The organism is Qipengyuania vesicularis (assembly GCF_019711415.1).
Classification (GTDB): Bacteria; Pseudomonadota; Alphaproteobacteria; order Sphingomonadales; family Sphingomonadaceae; genus Qipengyuania; species Qipengyuania vesicularis.
In genome coordinates this window covers 18,142-31,093 of the sequence record NZ_JAIGNJ010000004.1, presented here as the reverse complement: position 1 = coordinate 31,093, position 12,952 = coordinate 18,142, and the positions used below count along the sequence as shown (strand labels likewise).

The window sequence follows — 12,952 nt, the reverse complement described above, 5'->3', positions numbered from 1 at the left end:
CCGCCTCGTCCTCTTTCCTCGCCAAGCGTATCGACAGCAACTCGGCCTCCCGAAGCAAAAGGGGCGACCCGCAGGCCGCCCCTTTCACTTACCCAAGGTTTCGCCAGCTTACCACTGGAAGCGGGCACGCAGGTAGTAGCTGCCGCCGTTGAAACCGAAGGGTGAACGTTCGCCATACTGAGCGCCGACGATACCCGAATAGGGGTTCTCCTCGGGATAGTTGTCGAACACGTTCTGCGCGCCGACCGCAATCTCGAGACCGTCGATTACTTCGTAGCCGAGTTCGACATCGAAGGTCAGCTCCGCACCCGCATCGATCGGGAGGGTCTCATCCTCGAGGTGCGCCTCGTAGTAGCTACCGAAGTAGTTGGCGCGGAACATGCCGCGGAAGCGGTCCTGTTCGTGCGTCAGGTTGAAGAAGCCCTTCCATTTGGGCAGCCCTTCCTCCAGCTGGCGCTGGCGCACTGCCGAGATCGTCGCGCCCACATCGGTCACTTCGGTATCGGTGTAGTTGATCGCCAGGGTCGCGCGCGTGTTGCCGCCTTCGATCGGATAGATCCGCGCGTTCACAACGAAGTCGAGACCCTGCGTACGGGTATCGAAGTCATTGTTGAAATAGCTGAATGCCGTGAGATCTTCGAAACCGGTGAATTCACCGCGATCGAGCGATCCCGCTGCATCCAGCTGGGTGAGCAGCTCTGCCGGTGAAGGCAGAACCGCATCATCCGCGTTGAAGTCCACCGGACAGGAAGTGGCTACACCATCGACACTGGCGAGGTAACACAGCGCTGCCGGGAAATTGATGGCCGACGAGCGCGAGATACGATCGTTCAACTTGATGTTGAAGTAATCGAGCGTGACGGTGACATCTCCGAAATCGCCAGCAACACCGAGCGTGAAGCTGTCCGATTCCTCGGGGCCGAGCTGCGGTCGGTCGAGGCCGAGGCTGTTCTCGACATAGTCCGCCGCGATCACACCGGCCGCACTGTTGAGCGGGAAGGTGCCTTCGTCCTGCAGTTCGCCGTTGGAGAACTGCGTGGTGACGTTGATCACGTTTGCCTGACCTGCGGTCGGGACACGGAAGCCGGTCGAATAGGTGCCGCGCAGGCGCCATGCATCCGACAGCTTATAGAGGCCGCCGAGTTTCCAGGTGACGACATCGCCGAAGCTCTTGGTGTCTTCGTAACGAACCGCGCCCTGCAGGGTCAGCGCATCGATCAGGTCAGCCTCGATATCGAGGTAGACCGCCTTGTTGTCTTCCTTGCTCGATCCTGCCGAATTGGTGGCAAAGCCCGGGAAGCCATTCGAGCTGGTCGAGAAGCCTTGGCCGGTGGGATAGGCAACGCTCGGCTGGGCAAGCGGCCCGAGCTCGAACGAGGCGGGATCTCCGGCCGTGATCGTGAACTCCTCATCACGGTATTCGGCACCCGCCGCAACATAGACGCTGCCGCCGCCGATAGGCAGCTCATAGCCGACGTCGAAGTTCACGACGTTCTCGGTTTGCGCATAGCCGCCTGGGCTGAATTGGGTCGGCGTATTGGGGCCGAGCGATGCGTTGACCGTGTTGCGGATCGTGAACGAGGTCTTGTTCCGGCCATGGCGATAGCTGAGGTCGAAATCGAGTCCGCCGAACAACTGGCCGCGAATACCCGTTGCGATCGAATAGTCTTCGACATCGCCGCCAAAGCGCGGGGTGAAGCCGCCCGGGAACAGCTCCACGAAGCTGAAGCAGTTCGAATCGCCCGCCACCTGGGCGAGGATTGTCGGATCGGGGATCAGCCCGCCGCCTGCGGTGAGCGGGATACCCGCCGGGCAATCGCCCGTATCGCCGAGCGAAAGGTCGCCGACGAGGACCGAGGGCACGCCGCCCATGTCCTCATCGAGCGGCTGGCCGGTTGCCGGGTCTACGAAGGGACCGGCATAGACGCCGCCGCGGTTGGTCGGATTACGGAAGAAGAACCCGCCATCGACATTGCGTTCTGCATAGTTGCCGAAAGCGTACCATTCGATCGCATCCGTGAAGTCGACACCCATGTTGGCGAAGAACTTGATGTCGTCATTCACATTGGGCTGGCCCCAGATCTGGGCCGGGTCGGCAACGGCGGTATTGCCCGCGGCGATCAGTGCAGCGGCATCGTCACGCTGGACCGAGCGTGAGGTTGCATCGGTCTCGCCATATTCGGCCGACAAATTGACGAAGCCGGCATTGCCCAGCGGGATGCCGATGTTGCCGGCAATCGAGTATTGATCGCCGTCGCCCTCGTAGGTTTCACCCCATTGCGCGGAAACCGTTCCGCCATCGGGCGCATCCTTGAGGATGAAGTTGAGCACGCCGGCAATGGCGTCCGAACCATATTGCGACGATGCACCGTCGCGGAGCACTTCGAGCTGCTTGATCGCGATCGAAGGGATGACCGAAATATCGGGACCCTGCGAGCCATCGTTGATGCCGCCGCCCAGGAAGGCGATGACAGCGGCGCGGTGCATACGCTTGCCGTTTACCAGGACAAGCGTGTTGTCCGGCGAAAGGCCGCGCAAGTTGACCGGGCGAACGAGGGTTGCCGCATCGGAAATCGGCTGGGTGCTGACGTTGAACGACGGAACCGACACGCGCAGCACGTTGCCGATATCATTATCTGCCGTGTTGTTCAGTTCGGCCGTGGAAACGACGTCGACCGGTGCGACGGTATCCGCGGCTGAGCGGTCAGTCTGGCGAGTACCGGTAACGATGATCGTATCGGAGGGCGCATCAGCCTCGGCCACGGCCTCGGCATCGGTCTCGATCCGCGTTTCCTGGTCCTGGGCGTGAACGGGCGCGGCGATTGCCACTGCGGCGGCGCCCGACAAATAACTAGCCCGAACAAGCGCTTTCGCTGGCTTCCAATTTCTCATGATGTCCTCCCTGTGTCGCGCGATCTTGGGCGCGCGCGATAGGATTCGATATTACCGAAATGTAATATTTGCAATGTCGGTGCGCGAATTGTGACTCGTTTATGGCTCACCTCATCGAAAAAGGGGCCGGAACTCTTCCGAGTCCCGGCCCATCATGAGGCTATGTTCGCAGGAGGAACATGGGTGGGCGGGGCCGCCCGAGGAGAGAGAGGAGAGAGGGCGGCCCCGCCGAGCTTGATGTCTAGTTGTAGGCGCGCTCCCCGTGTTCGGAGATGTCGAGCCCGTCGACTTCGGCTTCTTCGCTGACGCGCAGACCGATGGTCAGTTTGACGAGATAGCCTGCAACCAGCGTACCGATGGCCGCCCACAGGATCGTCACGACGACGCTGAAGACCTGGATGCCGAGCTGGGTGCCTAACGCGGTCGAACCGTCGCCCGGGCCGCCGATCCACGGCTGGTAGACAACGGCCGTCCCGATTGCGCCGACGATGCCGCCGATGCCGTGAATGCCGAAAGCATCGAGGCTGTCGTCATAGCCGAACTTGGCCTTCACCTTGGCGACGAAGAAGTAGCAGACGGCCGCCGAGAGGATGCCGAGCAGGATCGCGCCGAACGGCCCCGAGTTGCCAGCCGCCGGGGTGACAGCGACGAGGCCGGCGATGACGCCCGAACAGAAGCCAAGCGCCGAACCCTTGTGACCTGCAAGCTTCTCGATGACCATCCAGGTCAACGCACCGGCTGCAGTGGCAACGAAGGTGTTGATCATGGCAAGACCAGCCGAACCGTCGGCTTCGAGAGCCGAACCGGCGTTGAAGCCGAACCAGCCAACCCACAGCAGGCCCGTGCCGACCATCGTTAGCGTCATCGAGTGCGGCATCATCGGTTCCTGCGGCCAGCCACGACGCTTGCCGAGGAGATATGCAAGGACCAGGCCCGAGACACCGGCGTTGATGTGCACAACGGTGCCGCCGGCAAAGTCGAGCGCGCCGTCTTCGAACAGAAGGCCGCCGCCGGCCCAGACCATGTGTGCGATCGGAAAATAGACGATGGTCAGCCAGATCGGCACGAAGGCCATGACCGCGCTGAACTTCATCCGCTCTGCCGTCGCACCCAGGATGAGTGCGGCGGTGATCGCGGCGAATGTCATCTGGAAGCTGATGAAAACATACTTGCTGATGACTTCATCGGTGAAGGTCGCCGCCGTGCTGCTCGCATCGGTGCCGGAGAGAAAGTAGCTGCCACCACTGATGAACTTGCCCAGCAGGCCGTCATAAGTCGTGTCGCCGAATGCGAGACTGTAGCCCCACATCACCCAGATGATCATGGCCAGCGCTGCTGTCGCGCCGATCTGGGTCATGGTGGAGAGCATGTTCTTCGAACGGGTCAGGCCGCCATAGAACAGCGTCAGGCCCGGGATGATCATGAGCAGGACGAGGATCGTCGCGGTCATCATCCAGGCGTTGTTGCCGGGGTTGGGAAGGGCCGCGGCCGCTTCCGCAGCTTCCTGCGCAAGCGCGCCGGTAGCGGTGAAGAATGCAGCGGCACCGGTGGCGGCGACGCGCATGAGGTTACGCATGGTCATCTGTGTCACTCCTTGCCGCGTCACAGCGCGGTATCGCCGGTTTCGCCGGTGCGGATGCGGGTGGCGCTGGCGAGGTCGAATACGAAGATCTTGCCGTCGCCGATCGCTTCGGTGCTCGCAGTTTGCTGGATCGTCTCGACCACTTGAGGGGCGAGATCGTCGCCGACCGCGATCTCCAGCTTCACCTTCGGCAGCATGTTGGTCGAATACTCGGCCCCGCGATAAATCTCGGTCTGGCCCTTCTGGCGGCCGAAGCCCTTGACTTCGGTAACGGTCATCCCGGCCACTCCGATACCGCCGAGGGCTTCGCGGACCTCGTCGAGCTTGAATGGCTTGATGACGGCGATGATGAATTTCACGCTTTCACCCCTTCGTTTGACAAACCGGTCCAAGCACCGGCCTTCGCACATGCAGCAAGGGGCGTGCCAAACGGGGGAACGCCGGAGATTCAGGGATTCTCGATAATGCTCGCGCTCACGATTGCTTACAGATTGGGCATATGCCCACTATTTGTGCAGCGCGAGCTTCGCTACTACCGGCAAGTGATCGGATGCTACTGCCGAAAGCCCCGTGTGGTGAACTTCGGCCTCGACGCAGCTCCAGTGTCTGCTCGCGACGATCCGATCGAGGGTGGCGACCGGCTGGCGCGAGGGATAGCTCTTGCCGGGCGTCACCACTGTCCAGCGGTCGGAAAACTCGCGCATAGCCCCGGTTGCGCGGCCCCACTGGTTGAAATCGCCCATGATGACGGTGGGCAGGTTGCGAGAGCAATCTTCCACGAAGTCGACTAGCGAGCGGATCTGGTCACGGCGCCTCAGCCCCGACAGGTCGAGATGCGTCCCGATGATACGGATACGCTGCCCCTCGACTGAAATCTCGCCGCATGCAGCACCGCGCGGCTCCAGCGTCGGCAGGTCGAGAGCCTCGCCCTCGTGAACTTCGAAACCGCGCCTTACGAGCAGGGCATTTCCGTGCCAGCCAATGCTGCGCGGGCGCCGCGCCACCTCCACCAAGCGCCAGTGGGTGTCGTCGATCTCCGCGCGTGGGATGCAGGTTTCGCGTACACCGATCCGGCGATCCGCTTCCTGCAGGGCTATGACATCCGCATCGATCTCATGCAGCACGGTAAGGATGCGGTCGTGGTCGCGCTTGCGGTCGAGCCCGACAGCCTTGTGGATGTTGTAGCTGGCAAAAGTGAGCTGCACGTTCGCTCAACGAGCTCGAGGCAAGGTCGTTGCACGCATTGTCACTTGCCGGCGATATACCGGTCCGTCGTGCGCACCGGGATGCCGTCGATGCTGCTGTCCCGCCCTTGCTGCTTTGCCAGCCATTCGTCGGGCTCGCTTTGCGCATGCGCTTTTTGCAGTGTCGCGCGTTCGTCACGATAGTCCATGAAGGGAACGCCCCAGCCGCAGCTGGTCTGCACGCTTTCGACGTCAATGACGAAGATCTGGCGCGTGCCCGGCAGCAGTTCGAAATGGGCGGACAGGCCCTCCCATTCCTGATCCTGCGGCAGGACTGCACGGCCCGTACCATAGATGCGAAGGATTAGCGCCGGCCGGTCGAAATTGCAGAACATGACCGTAATCCGCCCATCTCGCGACAAGTGGGCGTGTGTCTCGTTGCCCGATCCGGCGAGATCGAGATAGGCGACCCGCCTTGGGCCCAACACCCGGAATGCATCGTAGCCTTTCGGGCTCAAGTTGATGCGCGCATCTTCGGCGGCTGTTGCGACAAAGAAGACCGGCTGTTTGCCGATCATGGCGATATGCTTGTCATTCAGCGCGTCGAAGAATTCAGCCATCTAGAGAAAGTCCCTGATTGTCTTCATGAAGCGGTCGAACTGGTCGTGGTGCAGCCAGTGGCCCGCGTTTTCGAACTCGATCACTTTCGCGTTGGAGAAATGATCGAGCCTTCCATCGCCTTCCGGGTTCGATGCCCAGCTGTCGGCGCCATAGAGCAGCAGCGTGGGTGCCGTAATCGCGGCCCAGGTCTGGTGGAGGAATTCGTCGGCGATATCCTCGACCGCCCAGACGTTGAGATGCGGATCGAACTTCCAGCTGTAGGTGCCATCCTCGTTGCGGTTCACACCGTGGATCGTAAGATGACGTGCCTGTTCCTCGGTGAGATAGCTGTTCTCCTCGATCATGCGGGCGAAGGCAGCTTCGATGCTTTCATATTTACGCGGGGTTCGACCAGAGGCAGCGCGCTTCTTGCCGATCCATTCGTTGAGCCGCTCGGGATAGCTCTTCTCGCGCATCTCGGCCTGCCGCTTGGGGCTGGGGCCGAGGCCTTCGATGGCGACGATCTTCTTGACCATCTCGGGGAAGGTCCCAGCGTAGCGAAGCGAGACGTTGCCACCCATCGAATGGCTCACAATCGTGACGGGACCTACACCCAACTGATGGACCAGCTGGGCGAGATCATAGACCATGTCGTTGACTTGGTAGTTGCCGTCCGAAACCCAGTCGGAATCGCCATGGCCGCGATGGTCCATTGCCACCACGTGCCAATCCTCGCGCAGTTCTTCTGCTACCCAGTCCCAGCTGCGCGCATGGTCGCGGCCGCCGTGGACCAGCACAAGCGGCGGCTTTCCACGATTGCCCCAGTCGAGATAATTGAGCCTGAGGCGCTGCGAGATGAAGGTCTGGGAGTTCGGGCCGGTAAGCGTCATGCGGTCAGCCTTTGCATCGCCACCGCACGAGTTTCAACCTCACCTTTCTTTCGTCGCCGAGAAGGTGAGGTCGGGGTTCTTCTCTTCCTGGTAGTTCACGTCCCAGGGGCTCTTGGCCATGAACACGAGATCGCCGTCGCGGTCCTTGGCGAGGTTTGAGAGGTTGAACTTCTCGAATTCGGCCAGCGCCTTGTCGTCGCCTTTGATCCAGCGGGCGGTGGCGAAAGGCGAGGCTTCAAGTTTCGCTTCGACCTTGTATTCGGCCGAGAGACGCGAAATCAGGACGTCGAGCTGCAGCTGGCCGACCACGCCGATGATCCACTGGCCGCCGATCTCGGGATAGAAGACCTGGATCACGCCTTCCTCGGAAAGATCGTCGAGTGCTTTCCTGAGCTGCTTGGTCTTGGTCGGATCGACCAGCGCGACGCGGCGCAGGATTTCGGGCGCGAAGTTCGGCAGGCCGGTGAAGCGGACCTGGTTCTTCTCGCTCAGCGTATCGCCGACCCGCAATGTGCCGTGGTTGGGGATACCGATGATATCGCCCGGTTCGGCGGTGTCGGCCACTTCTCGGTCCTGCGCAAAGAACAGGATCGGCGAATGGATCGCGACCGGCTTGCCGAGGCCGCTGGGCGTCAGCTTCATGCCGCGTTTGAAGGTACCCGAGACCTGCCGCATGAAGGCGATGCGGTCGCGGTGGTTCGGGTCCATATTCGCCTGCACCTTGAAGATGAAGCCGGTGACCTCGTCGCGATCCGGGCTGATCTGGTCTTCACCGGCAGGCTGCGGTCGTGGCGGCGGCGCGTATTTCGCGATCGCCTCGATCAGCTCGACCACGCCGAAGTTCTTGAGCGCCGAACCGAAATAGACCGGTGTCAGATCGCCATTGCGATAGGCCTCGAGATCGAACTCCGGATAGCCGATCTGCGCCAGCTCGACATTCTCGGCGATGTCATCGGGCAAGTCGAAATCTGCGATGCGCTTGCCCTTGAATTCCTTCGACGGACCTTCGGGCACGACCACATCGCCGCTCTCGAAATTGAGGATGCCCTGAAATTCGCCACCCATGCCCACGGGGTACATCTGCGGGCTGACGTCGAGCGCCAGCATGTCGGCAATCTCGTCGAGCAGTTCGAACACCGGGCGACCCTCACGGTCGACCTTGTTGACGAAGGTGATGATCGGCACGCTGCGCAGGCGGCAGACCTCGAACAGCTTGCGCGTCTGCGGCTCGATGCCCTTGGCCGCGTCGATCACCATGATGGCGGAATCGACCGCAGTGAGCGTGCGATAGGTATCTTCGGAGAAGTCCTCGTGCCCCGGCGTGTCGAGCAGGTTGAAGGTGATGCCGTCGCGCTCGAAGGTCATGACCGAGCTGGTCACCGAGATCCCGCGCTGCTGCTCGATCTTCATCCAGTCCGATCGCGCACGCCGTGCTGCCCCGCGCGCCTTGACCTCGCCCGCAAGATGGATGGCGCCACCGGTCAGCAGCAGCTTTTCGGTCAGCGTGGTCTTACCCGCGTCGGGATGCGAGATAATCGCGAAGGTACGGCGGTCTGAAGTCATGGTTCTCTTAGGAGCGCGCGACGCGGAAGCCAGCGAAGTCCTGGCTCACCGGCATCAGCTCTATGCGGTTGATGTTGAGATGCGGCGGCAGTTCGGCGATCCACAGAATCGTATCAGCAATGTCCCGCCCGGTCATCGGATCGGCGCCGCGATAGAGGTCGTCCGAAGCCTGCTGGCTGCCCGTGCGCACAACAGTGAATTCGGTTTCCACCATGCCCGGCTCGATGCTGGTCACGCGCACGCCGGTGCCGTGGAGGTCGGCGCGCAGGGCGAGCGTGAAGTGGTTCGCGAAGGCCTTCGAACCTGCGTAGACGTTGCCGCCCGGATAGACGTAGCTGCCCGCAACGGAGCCGATCGCGATGATCGCGCCCTTGCGCTCGATCAGAACGGGCAGGAGTTTTCGGGTCAGCACCACCATGGCCGTCACATTGGTGTCGATCATGGTCTGCCAGTCGTCGAGATTGGCCTCCTGCGCGGGCGAGAGACCCTGCGCGAGACCGGCATTGTTCACCAGCAGGTCTATCCCTGCGAAGTCCTCGGGCAAGGCAGCAATCGCGGCATGCATTGCAACGGTATCGCGCACGTCGAAACAGGCGGAATGGACCTTGTCTGCCCCGAGCTCATCTACCAGCGCGTCGAGCCGTTCCTGGCGCCGACCGGTCGCCACGCAGCGCCATCCGCTTGCGACAAACGTGCGGACGGTGGCTTCGCCGATCCCTGCGGTGGCTCCGGTGACGAAAGCGGTCTTCATCCGCGCAGCTCCGCACCTTGCTTGGCTGCATTCTTCACGATGTTGTCGGAAATCGCCTTAATCTCGTCATCGGTGAAGCTCTTGTCGCCCGGCTGAAGCACCACTTCGACCGCGACCGATTTTTTGCCTTCGGGCACGCCCTGTCCGGCGAAGACGTCAAAGACGCGCGCATCGACAATGGCCTTCTTGTCCGCGCTACGCACGGCCCTCACGAGGTCGCCTGCCGCAAGGCCTGCAGGGACGAGGAAGGCGAAGTCGCGGGTGATCGCCTGCAATGCGGGCGGAGAGTACGTCGAGCGCGCGAAACCGCTGCCACCCTTCTTCTCAGGGATCGCATCGAGGAAGATCTCGACAGCCATCACCGGCCCGTCGATGTCGAAAGCCTTCAGCGTGTTCGGGTGGATCGCGCCAAAGCGGGCGAGCACGTTCTTGGGGCCGAGGCGCAGCGTGGCGGACTGGCCGGGGTGGAACTGGTCGCCAGCCTCACCCATGACCATCAGGTTTCCAACCGGAGCACCAGCCGCTTCGAGCAGCGCCACGGCCTCAGCCTTGGCTTCATAGGCGTCGAACTTTGCCGCCTTGCCGCTGGCCCAGCCGCGCGAGGCCTTCTCGCCCGAGAGCACCACGCCGAGCGTCGGTTTCTCGTCGCTCGCGCCATCTTTGCCGCGGAAATAGCGGCGGCCGATCTCGAACAGGCGCGCACCGTTCGCACCGCGATCGGCGTTGCGCTTGGCAGCCGAAAGCAGGCCGGGGATGAGCGACGGGCGCATCGCCTTCATGTCTTCGCTGATCGGGTTGTCGAGCACCCAGAGCTGCGCACCATCGGCAAAGTGCTCGGCCTCGCCAGTGGGAAGGAAGGACCAGGTAATCGCCTCGTTGAGGCCGCGCGCGGCAGCAGCACGGCGCAGCTTGCGCTCGGCCTGCTGGAGCGGGGTTGCCGTCGGCAGCGCGACGCCGGGGCGGCGCGGCAACGGGGTGCTGGTCACCTTGTCGATGCCGTGGATGCGGACCACTTCCTCGACGAGGTCGGCCGGGCCTTCGATGTCGTGACGGCGCGGCGGGCAGGTGACCGTCCAGTCATCGCCGACAGTGAAATCGAGCGAGGTCAGGATGGCGCGCTGTTCGTCATGCGAGACGGCAATGCCGCCAAGGCGCTCGGTCAGGTCGGGGTCGAACTTGACCGTCTTCGCTTCGGCCGGCGGCATGCCAGCGCGCACCACTTCGGTCGGCTCACCGCCACAAGTCTTGGTGATCAGGCTGGTGAGGATCGCGAGGCCATCGTCGAGGTAGGCCGGGTCGACCCCGCGCTCGAACCGTGTGCGCGCATCCGAGGCGAGGCCCAGCTTGCGGCCTGTCACGCCGATGCGCTCGGGATCGAAATAGGCGATCTCGAGCAGGACGTCGGTCGTGGTCTCGGTCGCGCCCGAATGTTCGCCACCCATGATGCCGGCAATGTCGTGGACGCCATTATCGTCGGCGATCACGGTCATGGTGTCGTCGAGCGTGTAGGTCTTCTCGTTGAGCGCTTCGACCGTTTCGCCATTCTGTGCACGGCGAGCGACCACCGCGCCCGACAGCTTCGCGAGGTCGTAGACATGCGCCGGACGCCCGAAGGCGAGCATGAGGTAGTTGGTCGCATCGACCAGTGCCGAGATCGGGCGCTGGCCAGCCGCGATAAGGCGGCGCTGCATCCATCCGGGCGACGGCTTGGTGTTGTCGACACCGCGAATGACGCGGCCGTAGAAGGCCGGACAGCCTTCCGGATCATCGGTGCGGATTTCGACCGGGCAATCACCCGAAGCCGCGACGGCCGAGGCTTCGACCGGCTTGAAAGTGCCAAGGCCCGCCGCCGCGAGATCGCGCGCGATGCCCTGTACGCCCATGCAATCGGGGCGGTTCGGCGTGATCGCTACGTCAAAGACGGGCGAGGCATCGTGATACTCCGCAAAGGTCTGGCCAACCGGCGCATCCTCGGGCAGCTCGATGATGCCATCGTGCTCCTCGCCCAATTCGAGCTCGCGCACCGAGCACATCATGCCGTTCGATTCGACGCCGCGGATCGCGCTCCTTCGCAGTTCCATGCCGTTCGCCGGGACCACTGCACCTGGCAGGCCCAGCACGCCCTTCATGCCCGCACGCGCATTGGGCGCGCCGCAGACCACCTGCAGCGGATCGCCTTCACCCGTGTCGACGGTGAGCACCTGCAGCTTGTCGGCGTCGGGGTGCTTGGCCGCGGTCAGCACCTTGGCGACGCGGAAGCCTTCGAGTCTGTCGGCCGGATCCTCAATACCCTCGACCTCATGGCCGATGCGATTGAGCGCAGCCGCGATGTTCGAAACGCTCGCGTCGGTTTCGAGGAAGTACTTCAGCCATTCGAGCGAGAACTTCATGCGCCTGCTCCCACACCTGCGGAGAGTGTCGGCTGGTCGAAGGGCGAGAAGCCGTAGTGATCCAGCCAGCGCTGGTCGCCGTCGAAGAAGGCGCGCAAATCATCCATCCCGTATTTGAGCATGGCGAGGCGGTCGACGCCCACGCCGAATGCGAAACCCTGCCATTCCTCGGGGTCGAGCCCGGCGAATTCAATTACGCGGGCGTTGACCATGCCTGACCCAAGCAATTCCATCCAGCCATGGCCCGGCGCATCTCCATCACCGCCGAGCACGCGGCGGCCATTCACGTCTTGCCAGCCCACATCGACTTCTACCGAAGGCTCGGTGAAGGGGAAGTAGGAGGGGCGCAGGCGCAGCACGATGTCGTCGCGCTCGAAGAATGCCTTGAGGAAGGTCTCCAGGGTCCACTTGAGGTGGCCGAGGTTGATGTCCTTGTCGATGACGAGGCCTTCCACCTGGTGGAACATCGGCGTGTGCGTCGCGTCGCTATCGGAGCGGTAAACGCGGCCCGGCGCGATAATGCGGATCGGCGCGCCCTGTTCGACCATGCTCCGGATCTGCACTGGCGAGGTATGCGTGCGCAGCAGCATGCGGCGACCCTCGGCATCCACGTCGGGGAAATAGAAGGTGTCATGCATGGCGCGCGCAGGATGCGTTTCGGCCATGTTGAGCGCGGTGAAATTGTGCCAGTCGTCCTCGATTTCGGGACCGGTTGCGACCGAGAAGCCGAGGTCGGCAAAGATTTCCGCCAGCTCGTCCATCACCTGGCTGACAGGGTGGACGCTGCCCTTGGGCGCTTCGGGCGCAGGCAGGGTGAGGTCGAGCCGTTCGGTGGCGAGCTTGCGCTCCAGCTCTTCCGCCTCGAAGGCTTCCTTGCGGGCAGCAAGCGCATCAGCAACCGCCGTGCGAGCGCCCTGGATCTTCGGGGCCTGTTCCTGCCGCTCTTCCGGGCTCATCTTGCCCAGCGTCTTCATCAGCGCGGAGATCGAGCCCTGCTTGCCAAGGAATTCGATACGCAGCGCCTCGAGCGCGTCGGCGTCGCTGGCTTCTTCGATGCGCGCGAGCGCACCTGATTGCAATGTCTGCAGGTCGGTCATGTG

At 62.8% G+C, this 12,952-nt stretch carries 10 protein-coding genes; all 10 read right to left on the bottom strand.

The window, feature by feature from the left end:
• Window positions 1–108: 108 nt before the first annotated feature.
• The gene (locus tag K3146_RS12035) at window positions 109–2,829 is read right to left on the bottom strand and encodes a TonB-dependent receptor plug domain-containing protein (protein WP_221546560.1); all 2,721 of its coding nucleotides are present in this window, start codon (window positions 2,827–2,829) and stop codon (window positions 109–111) included.
• Between the two features lie 304 nt (window positions 2,830–3,133).
• Complete coding sequence (locus tag K3146_RS12030; protein WP_221546559.1) at window positions 3,134–4,474, bottom strand: ammonium transporter; 1,341 nt, start codon at window positions 4,472–4,474, stop codon at window positions 3,134–3,136.
• Window positions 4,475–4,494: 20 nt separating this feature from the next.
• The gene (locus K3146_RS12025) at window positions 4,495–4,833 is read right to left on the bottom strand and encodes a P-II family nitrogen regulator (RefSeq protein ID WP_040964334.1); all 339 of its coding nucleotides are present in this window, start codon (window positions 4,831–4,833) and stop codon (window positions 4,495–4,497) included.
• A gap of 147 nt (window positions 4,834–4,980) precedes the next feature.
• Window positions 4,981–5,679 carry an endonuclease/exonuclease/phosphatase family protein gene (locus K3146_RS12020; protein ID WP_221546558.1) on the bottom strand — a complete coding sequence of 233 codons (699 nt, stop codon included), beginning with the start codon at window positions 5,677–5,679 and terminating at the stop codon, window positions 4,981–4,983.
• 41 nt (window positions 5,680–5,720) lie between these two features.
• Complete coding sequence (locus tag K3146_RS12015; RefSeq protein WP_221546557.1) at window positions 5,721–6,278, bottom strand: pyridoxamine 5'-phosphate oxidase family protein; 558 nt, start codon at window positions 6,276–6,278, stop codon at window positions 5,721–5,723.
• A complete protein-coding gene (locus K3146_RS12010) occupies window positions 6,279–7,148 on the bottom strand; it encodes an alpha/beta fold hydrolase (protein ID WP_221546556.1) in 870 nt (289 codons plus the stop codon). It abuts the gene before it with no gap.
• A 39-nt stretch (window positions 7,149–7,187) separates the two neighbouring features.
• A complete protein-coding gene (locus K3146_RS12005; protein ID WP_221546555.1) occupies window positions 7,188–8,711 on the bottom strand; it encodes a peptide chain release factor 3 in 1,524 nt (507 codons plus the stop codon).
• A 7-nt stretch (window positions 8,712–8,718) separates the two neighbouring features.
• Complete coding sequence (locus K3146_RS12000; RefSeq protein ID WP_221546554.1) at window positions 8,719–9,462, bottom strand: SDR family NAD(P)-dependent oxidoreductase; 744 nt, start codon at window positions 9,460–9,462, stop codon at window positions 8,719–8,721.
• Entirely contained in the window at window positions 9,459–11,852 is a 2,394-nt protein-coding gene (pheT, locus tag K3146_RS11995; RefSeq protein WP_221546553.1) for a phenylalanine--tRNA ligase subunit beta, read from the bottom strand. The genes K3146_RS12000 and pheT overlap by 4 nt, the downstream gene beginning before the upstream one ends.
• Window positions 11,849–12,949 carry a phenylalanine--tRNA ligase subunit alpha gene (gene pheS / locus K3146_RS11990; protein ID WP_221546552.1) on the bottom strand — a complete coding sequence of 367 codons (1,101 nt, stop codon included), beginning with the start codon at window positions 12,947–12,949 and terminating at the stop codon, window positions 11,849–11,851. The genes pheT and pheS overlap by 4 nt, the downstream gene beginning before the upstream one ends.
• Between the last annotated feature and the right edge of the window lie 3 nt (window positions 12,950–12,952).